At 69.1% G+C, this 22523-nt stretch carries 13 protein-coding genes and 1 tRNA gene; 10 read left to right on the forward strand and 4 right to left on the reverse strand.

Annotated features, from left to right (window positions below; genetic code table 11):
• Nucleotides 1–384: 384 nt before the first annotated feature.
• Complete coding sequence (locus ACFU95_RS43785) at nucleotides 385–4296, reverse strand: hypothetical protein (RefSeq protein WP_383840960.1); 3912 nt, start codon at nucleotides 4294–4296, stop codon at nucleotides 385–387.
• A gap of 234 nt (nucleotides 4297–4530) precedes the next feature.
• On the opposite strand from ACFU95_RS43785, the gene ACFU95_RS43790 reads away from it, so the two are divergent.
• From ACFU95_RS43790 to ACFU95_RS43815, 6 genes are all read left to right on the forward strand, one after another.
• Entirely contained in the window at nucleotides 4531–4914 is a 384-nt protein-coding gene (locus tag ACFU95_RS43790) for a hypothetical protein (RefSeq protein ID WP_383840963.1), read from the forward strand.
• 149 nt (nucleotides 4915–5063) lie between these two features.
• Nucleotides 5064–5351 carry an XRE family transcriptional regulator gene (locus ACFU95_RS43795; protein ID WP_383840966.1) on the forward strand — a complete coding sequence of 96 codons (288 nt, stop codon included), beginning with the start codon at nucleotides 5064–5066 and terminating at the stop codon, nucleotides 5349–5351.
• Nucleotides 5348–6916: a helix-turn-helix domain-containing protein gene (locus tag ACFU95_RS43800; RefSeq protein WP_383840969.1), complete on the forward strand. Its 1569-nt coding sequence runs from the start codon at nucleotides 5348–5350 to the stop codon at nucleotides 6914–6916. The genes ACFU95_RS43795 and ACFU95_RS43800 overlap by 4 nt, the downstream gene beginning before the upstream one ends.
• Nucleotides 6916–7488: a transcriptional regulator gene (locus tag ACFU95_RS43805; RefSeq protein ID WP_355836607.1), complete on the forward strand. Its 573-nt coding sequence runs from the start codon at nucleotides 6916–6918 to the stop codon at nucleotides 7486–7488. The genes ACFU95_RS43800 and ACFU95_RS43805 overlap by 1 nt, the downstream gene beginning before the upstream one ends.
• Nucleotides 7489–7549: 61 nt before the next feature.
• Nucleotides 7550–7623, forward strand: a tRNA-Met gene (locus ACFU95_RS43810).
• A gap of 530 nt (nucleotides 7624–8153) precedes the next feature.
• Nucleotides 8154–8774: a hypothetical protein gene (locus tag ACFU95_RS43815; RefSeq protein ID WP_383840972.1), complete on the forward strand. Its 621-nt coding sequence runs from the start codon at nucleotides 8154–8156 to the stop codon at nucleotides 8772–8774.
• Here the strand turns inward: ACFU95_RS43815 and ACFU95_RS43820 are convergent, their stop codons facing one another.
• Both ACFU95_RS43820 and ACFU95_RS43825 read right to left on the reverse strand, forming a co-directional pair.
• Nucleotides 8775–10001, reverse strand: coding sequence for a hypothetical protein (locus ACFU95_RS43820; RefSeq protein WP_383840975.1), 1227 nt, complete (start codon nucleotides 9999–10001; stop codon nucleotides 8775–8777). It lies immediately after the preceding gene.
• Nucleotides 9998–11107 carry an ImmA/IrrE family metallo-endopeptidase gene (locus ACFU95_RS43825; protein WP_383840977.1) on the reverse strand — a complete coding sequence of 370 codons (1110 nt, stop codon included), beginning with the start codon at nucleotides 11105–11107 and terminating at the stop codon, nucleotides 9998–10000. Before ACFU95_RS43825 ends, ACFU95_RS43820 begins: the two co-directional genes overlap by 4 nt.
• 547 nt (nucleotides 11108–11654) lie before the next feature.
• On the opposite strand from ACFU95_RS43825, the gene ACFU95_RS43830 reads away from it, so the two are divergent.
• From ACFU95_RS43830 to ACFU95_RS43845, 4 genes are all read left to right on the forward strand, one after another.
• Nucleotides 11655–13481, forward strand: a complete 1827-nt coding sequence (locus ACFU95_RS43830) for an ATP-dependent endonuclease (protein ID WP_383840979.1) — start codon at nucleotides 11655–11657, stop codon at nucleotides 13479–13481.
• Nucleotides 13482–13856: 375 nt separating this feature from the next.
• Nucleotides 13857–15026, forward strand: a complete 1170-nt coding sequence (locus tag ACFU95_RS43835) for an exonuclease SbcCD subunit D (RefSeq protein ID WP_383840982.1) — start codon at nucleotides 13857–13859, stop codon at nucleotides 15024–15026.
• Nucleotide 15027: 1 nt separating this feature from the next.
• The gene (locus tag ACFU95_RS43840; RefSeq protein ID WP_383840985.1) at nucleotides 15028–18042 is read left to right on the forward strand and encodes an AAA family ATPase; all 3015 of its coding nucleotides are present in this window, start codon (nucleotides 15028–15030) and stop codon (nucleotides 18040–18042) included.
• Between the two features lie 161 nt (nucleotides 18043–18203).
• Complete coding sequence (locus tag ACFU95_RS43845; RefSeq protein ID WP_383840988.1) at nucleotides 18204–20594, forward strand: Helicase associated domain protein; 2391 nt, start codon at nucleotides 18204–18206, stop codon at nucleotides 20592–20594.
• A 693-nt stretch (nucleotides 20595–21287) separates the two neighbouring features.
• On the opposite strand, the gene ACFU95_RS43850 is transcribed toward ACFU95_RS43845, so the two are convergent.
• Entirely contained in the window at nucleotides 21288–21497 is a 210-nt protein-coding gene (locus ACFU95_RS43850; protein ID WP_097887225.1) for a hypothetical protein, read from the reverse strand.
• Nucleotides 21498–22523 lie beyond the last annotated feature (1026 nt).

Consider the following 22523-nt stretch of genomic DNA (forward strand, 5'->3'; position numbering starts at 1 on the left):
AGCCGGGCCTCGACCGATGCCCGGCTCGACCTGTCCCCCACGGGGATGCCGACTCGGCGCTGCGGCGGCACACGCCTTGTGCGAATCTCGGAACGGTCCTGAACAGCCGTCAGGGCACCAACAGCGGCTCTCGCACGCGAGATCGACGACGCCGAGGCCCGTCTCGCCTACGTCGCCGTCACCCGGACCCGCCGACGCCTCGACCTGGGAGGCCTGTCCTGGATCGACGAGCATCCGGAAGGAGTCCTGGCCAGTTCTCGGTCGCTGTAGTGATCACGCCCTGTGGTCTCTGGCGGTCGGTGGTTCGCCTGGAGGAGTGCAGGGCGGAGCGGCGGTGCGCGACAGCTACAGGCGGGACGCAGGACCGCACCGACCCAGGATGGCTCAGGCGCGGTATCCGCGGTCGAAGTCGGCTTCCCGCCGACGCTCTTCCCCTTCGAGGACGTCGAGGCTGTGCAGGGCGTCGGCGGCGAAAGCGCGAACAGCAGCGGTCGGGTCTGTGAGCAGCGGGGACAATGCCTCCCGGCGAGGCTGAAGTGCATCGGGAAGATCGGTTGTCATACCGGGCAGGACGACACCCGCCAGTAGGGCGTCTTTAGTGGCTGCGTCGACGCCTGCGGACAGAAGCATCGAGATGATCTCTGCCCACAGCGGATCCTGCCATGAGTGCTGGACGGCGGCCGCGGCCTGCCGACGCTGGGCTGGTGCCCCGGACGCCCACTGCCGCAGAATGTCGGCCCAGGCCGTCGTTCCGTTACCGAGCACCGTCAGAACCCCAGCGGCCGTCAGATCGACACGGGCACTGACTCCCGCCGCAGCGCGGGCTTCGTCCATCCTCCGTTGGAAGGCGATGACGAGCCGTTCGCGCGCCGACGGAGGGAGCTTCTCGAGTGACCGCTTCCAAGCGAGCGGGAGGCCGGATCTGCCGTCGACGGCCAGCAACTGCCCGGATACGACGGCGGCGAACTCCTCCGGCAGGGAGGAGGCGATCTCGGCGGCACCGTAGGCCGTGTCCTCGTCGAAGTCGACGGTTGCGGCAATCTGACTGGACTCGCTGAACCGACGGAGCAGCCCATCCGCGTACTTCGCGGCGACGGCGGTATCGATGCGAAGGCTGCTTTTGCGCGCCTCCTGGAGCAAGAAACCGATCACCTCGAGCGTGGTGGGAAGAGCCGGGGCAGGGCACTGCTCCGCCAGCAAGGCAAGGACGGCCATGCGTTGGGCGAGCGGCTGATTGCACGCGACCAAATGCCACGTCAGGTTCCCCGCCAAGCGGGCCGCGCCCTCACCCCCTGCCGCCGAGGCAGCGGAGGCGGCCTGCAGGATCAAGTCGAACAGGCGGGGCTCGCGCGCTGGGTGCTCGTGGGCGAAGGACAGCGCCGCAGCGGCCAGACGCGGATCGCCCACCCGTTCCTCCATCCAGGACCACACGGCATCGGGGTGACGCTGTGCGAGTCCCGCCAGCAGAGCATCTTCGCCGGCCATCGGCGCCTGGGCTATCCGCTCGAACGCCGGCTGGGGATCGGGGGCCGCAGCTCCGACCGCCCGAGTGAAGGCAGGAAGCGCGCTGACTGCTACGCCCGTGACATTCGGGCCGGTCTCCTCCAGCAGCCGGAGCGCCTCCGGCAGATCCATCTCGCTGCCCAGTTGCTGTGCGGCGCGCCGCTGCTCTTCAAGCGCCTCACGCCAGGGAGCTCGGCTGCGCAGCGGTTGCAGCACAAGGAGACGGCCAAGTCGGGTGTCCGCGAGTGCCACGGCTGCCACCGCATCCCCGGCTTCGGCCGCTCCTGCGAGGGAACGAGGCCGTGGATCAGGTCCCAGCACAGCCTGGGCTGCGCTGCGCCTCACTGCCAAAGGAAGTGAGTCCCACCGCGCGGCGATCCGTTCGGTGAACTCTCCTGCCGCGATGTCCAATACGGCGACCGCATGGCCGGCCAGGGACACGCCGGAGAACGCCATCGGCCGCGCTCCTTCGCCACGCAACTGACCGGGCAGGGAGACGAGCGTGTGCAGTATGGGTAAGCCTTCACCACTGCGCATTGTGGGTTCGTCCAGCAGCGGGGTGAGCAGCGTGAGCGCCTCGCGCAGCAGGGTGAGGGTTTCGGGGCGGTCGGGCAGCACAGCGGCGTGCAGGGAGATGGTGCTCGCTGACTCGGGTGTGCCGCCAGTGCTTTCCACGGTCAGGCGTAGCAGCGGCTGGAGGGCTACTACAAGCACGCGCGCGAGGCTGAGGGGGCCACGGATGGCGCTCTCCCCGGCGTCCAGTTCCTGCGGAGGGTGGGCAGCCCGGTCCCGGTGCCACTGGGCGATGACCCGCAGGACCTCGCGACGCCGCTCGAACAGTGCGTCAATTTGTTGCGGCAGGGCGTGGGCCGGCGCGGAGCACCACTGCCCGATGGCACGCAGAACCTCCTCGTGCCGGTCAGAGTTTTCCACGTGGAGGGCCGGTTCCATCAACCAGGCCACATCGAGCAGCAGGCTGACCGGACTGGGTACCGCATCGAGCCCGATGCGGTGGGCGAGCTGAGCGAACCGCTCGCCCAGGTGCTGCAGACCGTACCGGTAGTGGGCAACCGGGTCTCCGCCGTCCAGCAAGCGGGGTGCAGGATCCGGCGGCCACCGCTTCACCAGCGTCTCGTGCAGGTCCGCGAAGATAGTGGGGGAGGCCACGGCCACTTCACCGGCCAGTCCGACCACAGCGGCCCACTCGCCCAGATGCGCCTCGGACGGCAGCAGCGCGCGGACAGCCGCAGCCAGCCGAGCACCCACCACATGGTCTGCCCGGTCGTGTGCTGCCTGGGCCAGGACGTTCAACTGAGGACCGAGCCGGGACGCCCCGAATTCCAGGTGCCGGCCAGCGGACGTGACGGGCTGCCCGTCCGGCTCGAGCCCGGCCATCCGCACCACCGCTTGCAGCACCCGGTCCACGTCCAGCCGGACCCTGGCGTGAGGATCGAGCGCGTCGGCGAGGAGAACCGGGGCAAGCAGGGCAGGGCGCACCGAGTACGGCGAAGAATCGGCCAGCCCGGCATCGGCCAGCTCATCCAGCAGGACGGACAACCGGTGCGGCTCCGGCGGAAGCGTCGACACCGCACCAGCCAGCACGGCGAGATCCTCCCCACTGGTGACCGTGCCCAGCACCGCCAGCGCCACCGCCGCGGCCCGGTGCTCCTGTGCGGGGTCGTCGGCCGGCAGACGCCTTCCGACGGTGACCCGCAGCAGATCGGCCGCGCTCGGCCAGTCGAACCGGTTTGCGGCAAGCCCCGCTTCACAGGCCGCATGAGCGATGAGCGGGTTGCCCTGAGCCAGATTGATGACGGTTTCACGGAAGGCCGGATTCAGGATCCCCCGCCCGGTGACAAGCGCGTCGATGCCTCCTCTGTCCAGGGAACGAAGCGGGACGACAGCACCGCCCCAGCGCTCGATGTTCCAACGCTGCAGCACCCCCAGGTGACGGCCGGGCCGCACCGTCAGGACAAGACGCACACGGTCGAAACGGCCGTCGTGCAGGAGCGCGGGAAGACCGCTCAGATCCGGGGCGCGGTCGGCATCGTCAATGAGAACAACCAGGGGAGCATCGACCGGCGCTTCCGCGAACGCGCCGGCCTCCAACGGCACACCCGTGGGCGCGACGAGCACCGCCGACACCGACTTCGACGCCTCGATCGCCAGACGGGTCTTTCCGACCCCGCCCGCACCCTCCACCACCACGACCCGCGCCGCCGGATTCGTGTCAGCCAATGCCGCTCTGAGCGCCTGCATCTCCGCCTCGCGTCCCACCAAGGGCGCGGTCATCCCTGGCACCGACACGGACAGGGCATCGATGTACTGCGCCCACGTCGACAGCCTGCGCGGAGCCTGCGGACGCACACCGAGCTCGAGCTCGGCCACCCACCGCAAGCCGTCTGTCTCCAGTTCGGTGACCAGCTCAGCCAGAGTGACGATCTCCATCTCAACGCCGTACTCCGTGCGTGCTTTCTGTCTCCACCTCTCCTTGGTGATCTCGTTGGTCGAGCGGTTCATCACGTAGATCGCTTTGGCCCGCCTGCTGTGCTTGGCGTTCTTCACCAGCTCGGACTTCAGCTTGTCCGTCCACCGCTGCTGCAGACTCGCCCACAGCACGACTTGGTCGTTCTCGCCGAACAAGGGACGGCCGAACGCATCCCGGCCCAGATCCCCCGTGGAACTGGTGATCCGCAGCTGCGGAAAACGAACCCGCAGCACATGCAACGCCACCCGCTCGAGGACCTGATCGTTCTCGAGCCCCTGCAGAGCGGCTCTCGCAGTCTCGTACACGGGTGACTCCGCAAACGTAAGAGGGCTGTACACACGGCCACCTCTGCCGCACCGCAACTTCATCATCGCGCCACAACGGCACAGGCGTAACCCGGACGCCAACCTGTGCACCATGCGGACAGCCAGTCGGCACCAGCCCGGGTGACGCACGGGAAGCCCTCTCAGCCGCCGCATGCGGAACGGCCCCACCGGCCGCCCGCTGTCCACAGACGGCCCCGGGCAGGCTTTCAAGCTGTGAACATCAGCTCGCCGGGCATCGCCCGGAACAGCAGGAAGGCACCGCGCTGCGAGCGCCACGACGCCTTCCTCCACCCGGAGGAGCAGGCCGAGTCCGCCGCGCGGTTCCCGGCAGGCCACCAGGCGCAGATGGCATTCCTCCTGGCCGCCTACACCCGCAACGCCTGCGTGGTCGCTGCGCTCTTGGGCACCCGCGCACGTACGGTGCACCGTCACTGCCGCGGGTGGTCGCTGCCTCCCGGGCCCCGGCTGCGCCGGGCCCTGCGCCGCCGTGTCCTGGACCTCGTGTGCCCGCGGTGCCTGTTCGATCGGGCGGTTGAAGAGGCACGCCAGGCGAGGCGGGACGCCCGGCGCGCGGCCCGCCGACTTCCGCGTGAGTAAAGCGGTCCTCATCGCTGACCTGTCGGCCCGGGTGAGAGACCGCCATAGCGAGGGCCCTCGACTCCGAGCAGGTGAAGCCTCTATGCATCAGTGATAGCAATTAGCTATTGATGATGCGAAAATTGCATCGAATCGAGTACACTGGGGGTATGAGATCGGCCTTGGAGGAGTCGTTGCGGCTGACGGTGGCCGCGTTGATGCAGGTGACGGGTGACTCGCAGCGGTCGGTTGCGGGGGTGCTGGGACTGACGCAGACACAGGTGTCGCGCAGACAGTCGGGTGCCGTCTCGTGGAGCCTGCGTGACGTCGATGTCCTGGCCGAGCACTACGGCATCGACGTGCTGGACCTGCTGGCGGGTCCGACCAGAGCGTGTGAGGTGCTGCCCGCCGACAGGCGCCGTTCCGCCCGGGCCGAGGCGAAGGGGAGGAGCCGGTGAGCGACTTCGACGCGATCGACTCGCTGCTCGACGCCGTCGGCCCGCAGGCCGAACTCCCGCCCTGCCGCGTGCGCCGCGAGCTGCGGGAGCGGGCTCGGCTGTCCAAGGCGCAGGTGGCACGCGCGCTCGGCGTGAGCCCGTCAACCCTCAGCGGATGGGAAAGCGGCCGGGACCCGGCCGGCGAGATCCGCACCAAATACGCGTACCTGCTGGACGGGCTGAACACCAAGCTCGCCACCGAGACCGAGACCGAGACCGAGGTGGCGCCGGCTGTGGAGCAGCCCCTCACGTCAGACGCGGCCGCGACCGTCACCCCCTCGTCTTCGCCGGATCCCGGGCAGGACGAGGACTGGGACGAAGTGGAGCTGCTCGTAGTACCCGAGCCGTGTGTGCTATGCGGCCGTCCGGCCAGACAACGAGTGGCGGGGTTCGCTCAGCACCTGACCCCGGCCGACTGCCAGCTCACCGCCACCGAAGCCCCAGCTGCTCCGCCAGCCGGCCGGCCCACCGCGCACACCTCGAAAGCGCCGCTGCGCACGACACGTCCGGCGCGTGCGACGGAGCGTTCCAAGGGCCCAGCCCGCCACGCGTTCCAGGAGCCGTCCGGCCCGGTCGACCTGATCCGTGAGGCCGTGCAGGGTGCGCTTGCCGAGCACCGGGGCGACGTCGACGCAGCCACGGCGGCGCTGTTGAAGCGGGCGATCCCGGACGCGATGAGGCTGCTGGACGAGACCCGTAAGGGCGCCCGCTACGACGTGATCGCGCACCCCTGGATCCCCGACATCCTAAAGAAGCAGACCGCGCGAGGCACCGACCAGATCTGGGAGGCCCGCCCCAAGTGGACCCGTCACGAACTCCCGCCCGGCCGGCATGAGGTGACCGCGCTCGACATCAACGGCGCCTATCTCTCCGCCCTCAAGACGCACCTGCCCCTGGGCCAGCTCGAGCACTCCACCGGCCTGGCCCACGACCGCCGCCGCTCCGGAGTCCACCTGATCACCCCGCCCGAGTGGGAACACGAAGCGGTGCTGCCCAACCCGATCGGCCAGCGGGACGAGCCCGGTCCCCTGTGGGTCACCGAGCCGACACTCCGCCTCCTGCTGCGCCTGTCCGGCCCCAAGCACCAGCTGTGCGCGCCTCCTCAGATCCACGAGTCGTACACCTCCGGGGCCACGGAGAACCTGCTGGAGAAGTTCCGCATCGCGTTGAAGGACGCCCGCGACACGGCGATCGAGCAGGGCGATACGGTGACGCTGGAGTACGTGAAGGCGATGTACTCGAAGTTCGTCTCCACCATGGGGGAGTCGAACTACAACCGGGAGCTCTACCGGCCGGACTGGATGCACCTCATCCGCAGCCAGGCCTTCGCCAACCTGTGGCTCAAGGCGCTCAAGGCCCATGACGAGGGCCTGGCCGTCGTCCGGGCGATGGGCACCGACGAACTCCACGTCATCGGTGACTGGCGCCGTGTCTTCGCCGAAGGCCGAGCTGTTACCGAGGTCAAGGTCAAGGACACGTACACCGCCGGAACCGACGCCGCTGAGTACGCAGGCGAGGGGGAGTAGTGCCGGAGAAGAACATCGACTTCGGACGTTTCGGCGCCCGGGGCATCAAGGGCAGCGACGCCGTCGCTCGCAAACTCGACGAACTCGCGGGCGGCATCGCCACTCCCGTTACCGCCAAGCGCGGCTGGATGGCGCGCCTGCACTACCTGACGAAGTCGACCCAGACCCTGAAGGCCGCGCAGGACGCCGGACTCACCGTGACCCACCGGACGCTGAAGGCCTGGCTGGAGGGCAAACGCCGCCCCTCCAAGACCAGCCTGGAACGCATCGACCAGGCGTACCGGACGGTGCGCCGTCACAACGTCGCCCGCCATCTCCTCAGGCGCCTCAATCGCGACGGACGCGGCACCCGGGTGGAGATCCACCCGCTCAACCAGTCCCAGGTGCCGCAGCAGCTGCAGCGCGTGGTGGAGTACCGGACGATGAACGTGCGCCGCTGGGACCGCATCGTCGGCTCCTGGGCGGCCGGCGACCACCAGAGCCTCGACGCCGCGTGGCAGGACACGATCGTCGACCTCGGCTCGCAGTGGGGCCAGTACGAGTACGTCACCAACGTCGGCTTCGCCGCATAGAGCCCTGCGCCGGCAGGCGGTCTTCGGCGCTGCTGGGATGGCGTACGGTGGGGGGTACCGACGCGGGGTGGAGCAGCTCGGTAGCTCGCTGGGCTCATAACCCAGAGGTCGCAGGTTCAAATCCTGTCCCCGCTACTGCCGAAGAGGCCCGGATCTACACGATCCGGGCTCTTTCGTGTTCCCGGCACGAGCCCAGGTCTGCCTCCTGCCCGGCAGGAGGGCCGGCCGTCCTTGCTGCCTGACCGAGGTGATCGATCCCAGGCCGTTCTCGCTGGACGCTCTGCGGCGAACGAAGGAGTCCTCGGTGACGGTGCGCGGATCGCAGTGGCTGGCGTCTGCACACAGTGCAGGGTCGCCATGTGCGCGGTCCGGGCCAGGATCCCGCAGCACGTCCTGGTCTGCACAAAGCCGGTCTGCGCATAACCGTCACCGAGCCGCCGTGCCATGCGGGACCTGCGCCGTGGTCCGCCTGGCCACGCGGCATGCCGCCCGCGGGCCTGGTGTCCGGGGAACAGCGGTAGTTCTGCCGTGCGATCGGCGACATAGCAGTGTGGCAGGGATTGGGCGGGTTTTTGGAACGTTTGGACGAGGCGGCCGTGCCCCATCGGGTGGGATAGTCGGGGCCGCCGGGTGCGGCTGAAGTCGGATGAGGCAGGGTGAACGGCATGGTGACCTTGGCCAGCCCGTCGGTGGGCACATCGGTACGCGCAGCCTCCGCGGCCCTGCTGGATCCGGCCGCGCTGTCTGTCTCGCTCCAGCTGATGGGCAGCCAGGCGCTGCTGTTCTACCGGCTTGACGAGGAAGAATGCGCACGCCGCGCCCGCGTCTCAGCGGCCCGCCTGGACAGTCTTGACGCGCTGCAGACTCTTCTTGAGCTGCCCGTAGATGAGCCCGTCGCACTGGCGTCGCTGCCCGCACGGCTGCGTTCGGCGGTACGGCGGCTTCCGGCCGGGGCCGCCGACGTCGACCGCCGTGAGGTCACCCGGCGCGCGGTGCGGCCGCTCACCATTGATCTCGCCGTGGTGCGGGCAAGCGCCGTGGGCTGGCGCGGGGGACTCGAGCAAGCCGGCCGTTTCGCACCCTTCTGCCGGCGCGCCCTGCTGCTGGACAGCGCTCCACCGGCGGCTGAGGAGAAGCTGATGGAAGCCGCCTTCTACGGCATCGGCGTCCTGGTGGCCGACGGCGAGAGCGTGGACCTGCTGTTGGAACCCCGGCCATACATCCCGCGCCGCCACACCCCCGCGGCGTGGTGCTTCACCGAAGAGTTCCACCACCGCATCGGCTAGTCACGGCTCACCGCGCTCCACGCCCGCCACCGGGCGTGCCGTGGAGGGGGCTTGCGAGGCGACGGGAGCCTGCGCCCACTGCAGCAACTGCTGGGGCACCTTGAAGGCGCTGAACCCGGGATGGTCGAGTTCAGCGTTGAGCACCGGGTAGTGGTCCACCGCGCGCCGGCAGCGCTGCTGCCACCACGCGGGCCGCCCGGCCGGCTCGACGGCGTCCATACTGCGCAGCCACTCCATCAGCACCGCCGCGTTGTGGGCGGCCGCCGGCACCTGCCAGTGATTGCTGACGAACGTGTCCAGCACCAGTCCGTCACAGGCCGCGCACCGGCACACCGGCGCCAGGCCGGCGGCGAACCTCTTCGCCAGCGTCTCGCCGAGGAAGAAGTCCATCAGCTCCGGCAGCAGCACGGAGGGCGAGTTCGGTCCGCCCGGGGACCGCTTGGCCGCCTGGCCGGGCGGCACGATGTGCCGCACGCTGCTGGTGGCGCCGAAGGCGGTGAACGCCGCCCCGTGGGCCAGGGCCCCGAACGCCGCGAGGTCGGCACGCAGCAGCGCGGTTCCGGGGACCTCCGCCAGCAGCCGCTTGAGGTTGCCCACTGCCTGGGAGAAGCCGGCCAGCGGGTCCATCTGTCCGCCGAGCATGACTGCCTTGGGATTCGGCACGACATTGAGCCAGGCGATCAGCTGCCCGACCGCGTCGTCGCGCAGCCACCCCACGTCCACGGGAACACTGAAGAAGACGTGAGGGTCCTCCAGCTTGAGGACCTGGTGGACGGCGGCCTTGAGGGCGTCGGAGTCTTCCGCGTGCAGATATCCGGTGGGCGTCATGGCCGCCGTCGCGCCCACACGGTGGCCCACCTGTTCCTCGATCGACAGCCTCAGCGGGTCACCGAAGGCCAGCTGGCCTTCCGAGACGTCGGGGAAAGGGGCGTCCTCACTGGCCGCCGCCACGGTGTAGACGGCGGGATCCGCCAGCAGCGGTCCCGTGAACCCCTCCTCGCGCAGCTTGCGGACTTTCACCGCTGCCCCGGAACCGCTGACGACGAGCCCGCTGCGCACCGGATCGAGCTGCTCGCGGATGTAACCGACCCGGCTCACTCCGGCCTGTAGCAGCATCCGGCCCCGCAACTGCCCGGGTACAGAGGGAGGTTGGGCGAGAGGAGGGTCGGGAGGCTCCGCGGGATCAAAACCGGCGCCCGGGCGCGGAGAGGGGAACGACTCAGTCATGGCCTCACCTTCGAAGCGGAATCCACCGCCGCGCCTTCGCGCGGGGCGTACAGCAGCTGGAAGTCCTCGGGCAGCAGCCGCGCACAGCGGGCCAGTTCCTCCTCGCTCATCCCCGCGGCCAGAGCAGAGCGGATCATCTCGGGGACGTACCGGGGCCGCTCCCGGTCTATCTCGACCGGTTCGGCTGTGCGGTATCCCAGCGCGGACATCTCGACCATCACGCTGCGGTACTGCCAGTCCGTGACGATGTTCAGGCTCTGCGCCCGGCGCAGCAGCGCGGCCATCGACACCTTCCACTCCCGCTTCAGCCGGGCCAGGAGTTCCAGGTCGACGCGAGGCGTGAAGCCGGAGCGGATGTCACGCGCGGGCATGAGGAACTCGGCAGCGAATTCGTCGGCCTGCCGCTCCTGCACGGTGCTGTCGCTGGGGGACTGGTGCAGGACCAGGTGCCCCAGCTCGTGCGCCAGGCTGAAGCGGTAGCGGTCTGCGGGCGCGTGGTCGTTGGCCAGGATGAGCGGCGGCTGCGTTCCGTCCCACTGGCTGACCGCATCGAGCCGGCCGCTGCCCAGATCACGCGCGACCACCAGCGTTCCGGCCGCCTCCAGCGATGCGGTGATGTCCGTCGCCGGGCCCGGCGGCATGCCCCAGGCCTTGCGAACCTGCCGGGCTGCGTCCTTGGCCGTGGTCAGGGCGTCGAGTGCGACAGTGGGAATAGCCGCAGCCCGCATGCCGAGACCGGGGCGGCACGTGGCGATGCCCTGCAACTGCACTCGTGTCAGGGCGAGATGGGCATGCTGGCGCCGCAGGGCGGAGACGGTCAACGACGCACGCTTGCGGTGGTGGACGAGCCCCACGCCAACCCCGTGCACCTGCGGATCCAGACACAGCAGATCCGGCGGATACCCCAGAGCCGCCGCGTACAGCTCCAACCGCTCTCCCGAGACCGCCAGCCGGCCGCTCTCGGCGCGGCTCACATACCCCTGGGACACCGCCGCGTCACCACCGGAGGCCTTCACCATCGCCTCAGCCACGTCGGCTTGCGTCATGCCGCGGAACTCCCGGGCCACCACCAGCATCCCCGGCTGCGCCGGACGTACGTCACTCACGTCGTACCACCTCGGATCAGACATCAAAAGATTAGCTTCAAATATTCCCCGCTGTATCGAAGTTGACAAAAGTGACAGAACGTCAAGGAGGGGCCGGGGGATGGCTGGGCGCCGTGCCCCTTCCGGTTCACACCGATGGTTGCTCTGGGAGCCCAGGAGAAAGCTCAGTTGGCCGCGTTACCCGTGATGAAAGGCTCCGCCATGATGCACGCGACGTCCGAGCTCCGGATCCGGTGCCCCTCAGCTCTCAACCGCAGTGCGTGGAACCGTGCATCCCGGGTTCGCGCTGGCCCAAGACGTTCACTGAGGCTGTGCCGACGCAGCGCCCCGGCTTCTGCGGGATGCGGCGTTCCGCCCTCAGGCGGAGAGGCTCAGCCTCTCCTCGCCCAGACGCTAACTGGCGCAATACGGGGCACGGTTGCTGTGCGTGCCTCTAGGATGACTGCCTGCGCCGGGGCCTCAAGCGCCTCATCCGCATGCGTAACGCCCGCACGCCACACCCCTGCCCGTCGCCCCGGCGGAGCGGGAGATACGGAGCAGCTCGACCGTGCACCTCATCAGCTTCTCCGCGTGCGGGTTCCGCTCGCTGACCTATGTGCAGGACATCCCGGTCAGCAGCCCGACGATCCTGGCCGGCCGCAACGACGGCGGCAAGAGCGCGGTCCTGGCCGCGCTGGCCTTCCTGCTGGGCGAACACCGTCTGACGGACGAGGACCGCACCTACCAGCAGGACGAGGGTGTCAAGGGACAGCGCTGCGCGGAGACGTGGGTGGAGGGCGTCTTCCGCCTGGACACCGCCGAGCAGGCCGCAGCAGCTCCCTTACCGGCCGAGGTCCGTATCCGGCGCCGCTCACGCGTTGGTGAGGCGGCGTGCTGGGAGTTCTTCGGATCGCAGCCCGCCGACAGCCGTCTGCAGGGCCTGGGCCGGCTGATGAAGAAGGACCTGACCGAACTGGTCGCCGAGTTCGGCCTCGTCCCGTCGGGCACGCTGAAGGACGACCTGCTGGCCGCGCTCGCCGCACACGCCGCGACCGTCCCGCAGACCGACCAGTGGCAGCCGCTGCCCAAAGACCTCGAGACCCGGCTGCCGCGGCTGCTGGCGTTCGGCGGCAAGGACGAGAGCCCGGACGACGCGGTGCGCACCGCTTTGAGTAGCTGCTACGAGACCCATCTGGAGGACGAGACCCTCCAGGGGCAGGTCCGGGAGATCGAGAAGGAGATCACGCAGCGGCTGGAGAAGGAAGCGGACTCCCTGTGCCGGCACATCCGCCAGCACTGCCGAGAGTTCGTCGGCGTGGAGGTCAAGCCCGAGGTCTCCTTCAAAGGCGGCTTCAAAAGGGCGCCGCTGGAGGTCTCCAAGGCCGACGGCGAGCCCGTGGACCTGACCCGCTCGGGCCAGGGCAGCACCCGGCGCATCGCCCTCGCGGTGTGGGAGTGGACCAGCAGCCTCCTCGAAAGCAGTGAACTCGCCGCGGCGGGGGAGCAGGACGAGCCGCAGCCCACCCAGACAATCGTCGTCTACGACGAGCCCGACACCCACCTCGACTACCGCCACCAGCGCACCGTCATGGACATCATCCGCAAGCAGTGCGCCCTGCCCCACGTCAGCGTCATCGTCGCCACCCACTCGATGAACCTCATCGACGGCGTCGACATCGCCGACGTCGTCCACCTCAAGCTCAGCGACAGCGGCCGCACCCTCGTCGAGCGCCTCGACGACGACACCCACGACGGCATCGACTTCCACCTCGGACAGATCGCCGCCGCAGTGGGACTGCGCAACTCCGTCCTGCTGCACGAACGCTGCTTCCTGGCAGTCGAAGGCCCAACCGAGCAGCAGTGCGTGCCCCTGCTCTTCCGCCTCTCGCAGGGGCTGCCCCTGCAGGCGGCCGGCATCGCCCTGTGGGCCTGCGACAACAACGAAGGAGCACTCCACCTCGCGGGCTACCTCGTCAAGCACCACCGCATCGTCATGCTGATGGTCGACGCCGACAGCCGCGCCAACAAGCACTTCAAGACCGAGAAACTCATCAAAGCCGGCCTCGACCTCACCCAGCAGGTCTCCTACGTCGGAGAGAGCGACGGCTACAACGAGCTGGAGGAGCTCTTCAGCGACCTCCAGTGGGCGGCCGCCGCCAACGCCCACTGGCCCCGCCCCAAGGGCCGGCCCTGGAGCGCCGACGACTTCACCGAGCACCGGAGCGGCAAGTTCAGCGAGCGCATCCTCTACATGATCAAACAGCAGGCCGAGGAGAGCAGCCCCAACGGCAAGGCCGACATGCTCTACGCACTGGTGTCCATGCTCACCACCCCCGAAGAGGTCCCCCAGCAGCTACGGGACATCTTCACCGCGATGCAGGCCCTCGCCTGCTGACCTGCTGCTGCGCCCGCCGCTGCAGCATGCGCTCCTTGCGCTGCTCGTCGGTCGGCGCCGCCCAGGCGTGCCATCCGGCCTCCGCAGTCCATTGCCGCGCGTGAGCGCGGGCTTCGATTCCGCACCACCGGCAGCCCCCGGGCGCCACAGTGTGCTCGGTCCTGGCAGAACGCGATAACGACATCACATCCTCCTTCCCTCCACTGCTTATCTTGCCTCCTGCCACTGACAATCACCGCGAGCCGCGTCCGGCTCCGCCACCCGGCAGCGCAGACGAAGAAACCTTTCCCTCACGTGTCCCGAAGCCTCTGAAACAAGACCGTTTATCGGGAAAACCGCCCGTAGCTCCCACCACACTGGTTACGGTCTGTGCCCATGAGGTTCCTGCACACCTCGGACTGGCATCTCGGCCGCCGGTTCCACGGGGAAGATCTGATCGACCACCAGCGCACGGTCCTGGACCACATCTGCGCCGCCGCCCGCACCCAGAAGGTGGACGCCCTGCTGATCGCGGGCGACATCTACGACCGTGCCATCCCAAGCCTGGACGCGGTACGCCTGTTCGACCGGGCTCTGCACCAGCTCGCCGACCTCGGCATCCCCACCGTCATGATCAGCGGGAACCACGACTCGGCCCACCGCCTCGGCACCGGCTCCGGCCTGTACGCCAAAGCCGGCGTCCACCTGCGCACCGACCCCGCCGACGCCGCCCGCCCCGTCCTCCTCGACGACGAGCACGGCCCCGTCGCCGTCTACGGAGTGCCCTACCTCGAGCCCGCCCTGGTACGCACCCAGCTGGACGCCGAGACAGCCTCCCACCAGGCCGTGCTCACCTCAGCACTGGACCGCATCCGCGCCGACCTCGCCACCCGCCCGGGCACCCGCTCCGTCGTCCTCGCCCACGCCTTCATCACCGGCGCCACCAGCAGCAAAAGCGAACGCGACATCAGCGTCGGCGGCGTCGCCCACGCCGGCGCCGACCTCTTCGACGGCATCGACTACACCGCCCTGGGCCATCTCCACCGCCCGCAGCGCGTCAACGACCGCATCCACTACAGCGGCTCCCCGCTGGCCTACTCCTTCTCCGAGACCAACCACACCAAGTCCCTCACCCTGGCCGACCTGCCGGCCGATGGCGCCCCCACGGTCACCCGCCATGACATCCTGGCCGGCCTCCACCTGCCGCTGGCCCGGCTGACCGGCCGCATCGAGGACCTGCTGACCGACCCCGCACACGAACCGCTCAGCGAAGCCTGGCTGCAGGTCACCCTCACCGACACCGCCCTGCCGTACGAGGCGATGGCACGCCTCAGACAGCGCTTCTCCAAGACGCTGGACATGCAGCACGTGCCCGCTGGTATCCCGGCACAGGCCACCGACAGCCCCACCTACCGCGAACGGGTACGCGGCCGCGGCGACCTCGACATCGCCCACGACTTCATCACCGCCGTGCGCGGCACCCCACCCACCACCGCAGAGGCAGACCTCCTGCAAGAGGCCGTCGACGACATGCGCGTGCGCGCCCGGGAGAAGGAAACCGTCTGACATGCGTCTGCACTCCCTGCACCTGCAGGCCTTCGGCCCCTTCGCCCGCCGCCACACCGTCGACTTCGACGCCCTGTCCGCCGACGGCCTGTTCCTTCTGCACGGCGACACCGGCGCCGGCAAGAGCACCCTGTTCGCCGCCATCTGCTTCGCCCTCTACGGCCTGCCGCCTCACGAACGCAACATGCGGCTGCGCAGCGATCACGCTCCCGCGGGTCTGCTGACCGAAGTGACCCTGGAATTAACCCTGGCCGGCAAGCGCCTGCAGATCCGCAGGATCCCCGCCCAGAAGCGACCCCACCTGCGCAATAGCGCAGAGCTCGTCGACCAGAAGGCCGAAACCTACCTGCACCAGTGGGTCCTCGACGAAAACGGACACGGCCGGTGGGAAGGCATCATCAAGTCCCACAAGGAAGCCGCAGAAGAGATCAAGTCCCTCCTGCGCCTGACCCGCCAGCAGTTCTGCCAGGTCGTCCTGCTCCCGCAGAACGAGTTCACCAAGTTCCTGCGCGCCGACGCATCCGAACGCCGGGTCCTGCTCGGCACCCTCTTCGGCACCCGCCGTTTCGGCCTCATCGAAGAATTCCTCGCCCACCGCAAAACCCTCACCGCCAAGACGCGCGACGAGGCCCGCGCCGACGTCCTGCGCCTGGCCGAACGCATCCAGCAGGCAGCCGGCGACGACCTCGAACCGGCCCAGAACGCCCCTCGGGCCGACGACCCCGCCACCCTCACCGCACCCGCCCGCGCCTGGGCCAGCGCCCTGCACCACCAGGCCCTCACCCGCCAGCACGCCGCCGACGCCGCCACCGAAACCGCCGAGCAGCAGCTGACCGAAGCCCGCCTGACAGAACAGGCCGTCCGCGACCTCCACCGTCTCCAGCAGGCCCACCGCACCACCGCACACGACCTCGACCTGCTCCACGAGCAGGCCACCCACCACGACCACCTCGCCGAACGCCGCGACCGCGCCGTGAAAGCCCAACAACTGCAATCCGTCCTGGAGACCGCACACACCGCCGGCCTCGAGCACACCCGTGCCCTGGACGACGACAGCCGCGCCCGCGCCCTGCTGCCGCCCGAACACGCGTCCCTCGACACCGTCGGCCTCACTCACGCCGCCCAGCAGCTGCACGCCGACACCGGCGCCGTCCAGGCACTGCTGCCCGACGAGGCCACCCTCCAGCGCCACACGGCAGAACTGGCCGCACTTGACCGCGAGCGCCAGCAGCTCACCGAAACTTTCACCGACGCCGAGCAATGGCTCAACGACCTTCCGCAACGCCGCGCGGACCTTGCCGCACGCCTGGAAACCGCCCGCAGCGCGCAGGAAACCAGCCGCGAACTCACCCCCACACTCAACCTCGTCGAAAAGCAGCTGGAAGCCGCCAGGCGCCGTGACGCACTCGACCAGCAGATCAGCGCCGCCCACAAGGTCCTCAGTCAGGCCGAGAAGGACTCCGAGCAAGCCGCGAAAACGTACGTCGACATCCGGCGCCGCCGCACGGACGGCATCGTCGCCGAGCTCGCAGGCCGGCTCGTCGACGGCGAAGACTGCCCCGTATGCGGTTCCCCCACCCACCCCGCACCCGCCACCGCCCAGCCCGGTCAGCCCACCGCCGCCGACGAACAGGCCGCCGAAGCCACCCACAACCATGCTCAGAAGACGCAGAACAACGCCAAAGAGGCCCTGGCCCAGCTGAACGAACAGGCCGCCACAGCACGCGGTGAAGCCGGCGGCAACACCCCCCTCACCGACCTCACCGCCCACCGCACCGCCCTCGAACAACACCTCGCCGACGCTCTCTCCCAGGCAGCCGACGCCGGACCAGCCGGCGAACAACTCACCCTCCTGGAAAAAGAACAGGCCGACACCGAACACACCCGCAACACCGCAACCGCACGCCTGGGAGCCGCCGACGCCACCTACGACAGCCTGCACACCCAGCGCGAAGAGCTCACCCACCGCCTGGCAACCGCCCTCAACGGACACGCCACACTCGCTGACCGCATCACCCACCTCACCCAGCACGCCGGCCGACTCGAGGCCGCCGCCGCGTGCGCAGCCACCGTGACAACAACCGCCACAGACCGCCACAGCGCCACCGCTCTCGCAGAGCAGGCAGCGTACGCGGCAGGCTTCACCTCCCCGGCCGAAGCCTCGGCCGCCCGCCTGCCCGACGACGAACTCACCGCGATCGACAAAGAGATCACCCACTGGCGTGAACAGCGCCTCGTACTGACCGCCCGGCTCGCCGATCCCGAACTGCAGGCAGCCACCACCCAGCCACCCGCCGACCTCGAGCACGCCGTCACCGAACTGAACACCGCCACCACAACCCACACCCGCACGGCAGCCCTCGCCACCCAGGCCGCCGACCGAACAACCACCCTGGCCACCCTCACCGCTCAGCTGGACACCCAGATCCAGCGCCTGGAACCCCTCGAGGACGCCTACCGCACCGTCGATCACCTCCACGGCCTCATCAGCGGCGGCTCACCCAGCAACCAGCTCCGCATGCAACTGGAGTCCTACGTCCTGGCAGCCCGACTCGAAGACGTCGTCGACGCCGCCAACACCCGCCTGTCACGCATGTCCCACCACCGCTTCACCCTCGTCCACTCCGACGACAGAGCCGCCCGAGGCGCCAAATCAGGCCTGGACCTCAAGGTCCTCGACGCTTGGAGCGGACACAAACGCCACACGGACACCCTCTCCGGCGGCGAATCCTTCTACGTCTCCCTGGCCCTCGCCCTGGGCCTGGCCGACATCGTCAGCGCCGAAGCAGGCGGCCAGGCACTGGACACCCTCTTCATCGACGAAGGCTTCGGCACCCTCGACGAGGAAACCCTCCACCAAGTCCTCGACGTCTTGGACTCCTTGCGCGCCCACGACCGCACCGTCGGACTCATTAGCCACGTCCCCGAACTGCGCCGCCGCATCACCCAGCGCCTACACATCGCCAAGCACATCGACGGCTCCACCCTCACACACCTGACCGAAGCCGCCGAATGACCGCACAACAGGACACGGGACACTCGCCCGGCCACCCGCCGACCGGAACACATGACACCAAGGTCCTGGGCTCCAGTTGCTAGAGACCCGCTGCACCGAACCCCCGCTGTACGCGAGAATGAACGCGAGCCAGCCCCTCACGTATGCCGAGGAACCGTGCGATGACCGCCAGCCCCACCGCCACAGAACCCACCGGGCGTCTGGTCCTGCGCACGGACCAGCAAGAGGGCCTCGCCAGCACAGTCCGCCACCTGCGCCGCCCGCGTACCCGCGGACACGCCGTCTCGGCTTGCGGCACCGGCAAGACCCTCTTCGCACTGCGCGTCGCCGAGGAACTCGGCGTGCGCCACCTGGCGGTGGCGGTGCCCAGCCTGGACCTGGTCGCGCAGTGGGCTGCGGCCGCCCGAGCGGACGGCCGCCGCGAGCCGATGATCACCGTCTCCTCGCTGCGCGCCGAGTCCCACCCGCTCCTCGCCGACGCCAAGGTCGACTCGGCCAACGCGGGGGAGTACCTGGCCTACTGGCTGGGCCGCCACCCCAAAGCGACGGTGTTCTTCACCTACGACTCGCTGTCCAAGATCGAAGAAGCTCAGCACTCCGCGATCTTCCCCGCCCCCGTCTTCGGCCTGCTGATCGTCGACGAAGCCCACGCGACGGCCGGCACCTGGGAGAAGAACTGGACCGCGCTGCACGACAACGAGCGCATCCCTGCCGAGCGCCGCCTCTACCTCACCGCCACCCCGTATGTATGGGAAGCCCCCCGCCTGACCGAACCGCCCACCACCAGGGCGCAGCCCAAGCGCACCACCGCCACCGCACCGGGCTGGGACGACCCATCCCTGCTGGCGACTATGGACCAGCCGAAGATCTTCGGCCCCCGCCTGCACACCTACTCCCACGCCGACGCCATCGACGACGGCGTCCTGGCCGACTACCAGCTCGTGGTGCCCACCGTCACCGACACCGAACTGCGCACCGCGCTCACCGACCCGGAAGCCGGGCCCACCGCGCGCCGCACCACCGCTCTGCACCTGGCCATCATCAAGGCCATGCGCGAGCAGGACCTACGGCACGTGTTCGTCTACTTCCAGCAGATCGCCGATGCCGCCGACTTCGCCCGCCAGTTCGCCCACACCCTGCGCACTCTCCCCGATGAACTGCGCCCCGACTGGGCCAACGAGGTCGTCGTGCAGTCCATCGACGGCACCCACAGCCCCCACCGGCGCGCCCGCACCCTGGCCCGCTTCGCCGACGCCGAACGCGGCGTGCTGGCCAACGCCAAGGTCCTGGGCGAAGGCGTCGACCTGCCGGCCGTCGACGGCGTCGTCTTCGCCGACCGCACCGCCAGCGTCCGCCGCATTGTCCAGGCCCTGGGCCGCGCCCTGCGCAAGCCTCCCACCCTCAAGACGAAGACGGCCAGCCTCGTCGTCCCTGCCTACATCCCGCCCGGCGCCGACCCCACCGACCTGCTCGGCACCCCCTACGAGGCGCTCTGGCTGGTCACCGCCGCCCTGCGCCACCACGACCAGACCATCGCCGCCCGCGCTCCGCGGGCCAAGAACACCCATCCCGCCCGCGACTCCCACACCTACATCACCCGCCGCTTCCGCTTCGACCACACCCTCGATCCTTCGGCGATCGCCCGCGCCCTGGACCTGCTGGTGTGGCCATCCGACGGCGCCGTCCTGTCCGCCCCCCGCCGCGCCGGACTCGCCGCCGCCGTCCGCTACCACGCCGAACACGGCCACCTGCGCGTGAGCGCCGACTACGAGGACGCCTACGGCTACCGGCTGGGCAGCTTCATCACCGGCCAGCGCACCGCCTACCAGGCCGGAGCCCTCGACCAGAGCTGGATCGCCGAGCTCGAGGCCCTCGGCATGATCTGGGACGACCACGAGGCCACCTGGCAGGGCCACCTGGCCACCGTCGAGGCATTCCACGGCGAACACGGCCACCTCGCCATCCCCACCCAGGCCCCCGGCGGCCAGTTCCTCGCCGACCAGCGCGCCCTGGCCCGCAAAGACCGCCTCACCGCCGACCGCGACGCCCAGCTCACCGCCCTCGACGCGGACTGGAAACTTCCGCACGGCCCCGACTGGCACCGCAAGTACCACCTGCTCAAACGCCACCTCGAAGCTGGCACCCACCCCAGCACCCTGTCCCGCGACACGGTCATCCACGGGGTGAAGGCGGGCAGCTGGCTGAACCGCCAGTTCACCGACTGGGACCGGCTCGATCCCGGCCAGCGCGACCTGCTTGCCCGCATCGGCCTCACCCCCGACCGCGTCACCCTGGAAACGGGCGTACCGGGTACACCACGGCGGCGCAGCTTCGCGCAGACCGCCGAGATCCTCGCCCTGTTCGTCGAGCGGTGGGGTCGCGCGCCCGGAGCCCGCGAGTGGATCGAGGTCGACGGCGAGCGCGTCATGATCGGGCCCTGGCTCGCCAAGACCCGCACCAAACTGAATGCTGGCCAACTCCTCTCCAGCCAAGTGGAGTTGCTGTCCTCCACTCTTGCCGAGCACGGCATCGATTCGAGCCCCCGCCCCTGACCTTGGCGCCACCCTGTGCTCATTCCAGAGCATCGCGCAGCATCCCCGAAGCCCCCTCGCCGAACCGGCGTGAGCGTGCCGGCCGGGTGCGGGACGCTCACGGTCCGGTCGGCCGGACCGGTGGAGAGATGGACCCGGGAAGCCCTGACCGGTTCCGTATCGGTCCACGTACGCGGTGCCCGCCGGGACGTCCCCACGCCAGCCTGCTCCCGATGCCGTCAGACGCACGTCCCACGCTCGTCTGGAAAATCTCCGTTTCCGAAAACCCTCCATCCGGCCGGGCTTCGGTTTTTGAAGTTCTGGATTTTTCATGTTCCGCCGGATCGGAAAAATGGCGAAACGACATCCGGGCCGATTTGAGCGGTAGGCAGAAACTTTGAAGGCGCCGGAACCGTAAAAGTTGATTCTCCATTTTCAGGCGAATGCAGCGAAACGAAAGATGGCCGACGTGCGAATCCCGAAAACCTCGAAAACAAGAAACGCGCTGCGGGAGTGGAATCACCACTCCCGCAGCGCGTAGAATGACAGGGTCCGAAGATTTGGCAGGAATCAAATTTTCGGATCCGGTCTGGTTGATCTGGATTGCGTCCGGACCCGGGAGCCTGTGAAGCTGCTCGCTGAAAGCTCCCGGGACTGACCGAGACCGCCGCGGAGCCTGGACCCACGGATCACGTGGTACCGGGCTCCGCGGGCCTACAGGAAGGGCTGGACCAGCGGAAAGAGCTGTTCCTGCATCTGCAGCCACACCCCATGGATGGTGTGGCTTCCGTAGTAGGCGATCGCCAGGGTCATGTACGTCGCCTCGTACCACGACATGGTGTCGGGCATGGAGGGCGGCGTCCCGGCCGGTTCGGCGATCGGGTCCTCGGCCGACTCGTTGGAATTGATCTCGTCGTCGGCCATGGCGGCACTGCCTTTCTCTGTGGATTTATAAAGCTACGAGACGAGTTTACCCGCAGTCGCCCTGCATTCCCTTCATCGTGGTGAATACCGGCTTCTTGATCGCGGCCTGCGAGAGTAATTGGGCGATCGGCCCGTTTTGTCCTCACCTCTTCGGGCGGGAACGGAGCCCCTACGTATTGGATTGTGAGGCGTGTCTCAATTCGGCGTGCCGCTGACGCGGACGGCGGGATATTCGTGCGGTATGCAGGGGTCTTTCCGAAGGCTGCGTGTGACGGCTGTCAGGCGCAGCCCCGTGCTGCCTGTCGCTGCGTCTGGCATGCGGCTCCGGAGCGCTTGCGGCTCCGCGGTGCGTCAGAACATCCGTGCCCGGGGGCAGGGCGCACGATGGTGGGGCGGGTCTTCGCGCCGATCCCGAGCCGGTGCGAAGGCCCCGGCGGGTGCCCGGATCGCGCAGTAGTAGCGCCGCACGCCCTCTGCGCAGCGGCCGACCTCCCACGCCGGGCCCTGGGCCGGGCACGTATGTGTGACCGGGCCGGGACCGACGGCGAGCCCTTCGGCTGGCTAGGCCGACCGGTGCCATCACCACCTTTGCCGCATCACCGAGGACCAACGTGCGTGGCCGGCTTCCCGGGTTCGCCGCTGTGGCGGGGCCCAGGAAGAGCGCTCGGGCGAGCATCTCCTCGTCAAGGAGACGATGTTGAACGAGGGACGACAGTACAGCGGACTCGTCGGCGCCGGCGTCCTCCGCGTCGTGCTGCAGGAACCGGCAGACGGTGAGCAGGACCAATCGGCGCGGTCCGGCTTCCTCGGAGAGACGAGGCGACACGGCAATCCCGCACGCGGTGTGCTGGAAGTGCCATGACGAACGTAGCGTTTCGCGAAGACGGTCTCGGACGGCGTCCGGCGACAGGTTCTGCATGAACCTGGTGTCTTGCCAGGTGCCCGTCAGATCGTGCGTCTCCCCGGGCATGAGGTCCCTGCACGTCCTGCTGATGTACAGGACATGCTCGCCTGGCGACGGGGCAA

Origin of the sequence: Streptomyces sp. NPDC057623 (assembly GCF_042800355.1) — a bacterium.
Lineage (GTDB): Bacteria > Actinomycetota > Actinomycetes > Streptomycetales > Streptomycetaceae > Streptomyces.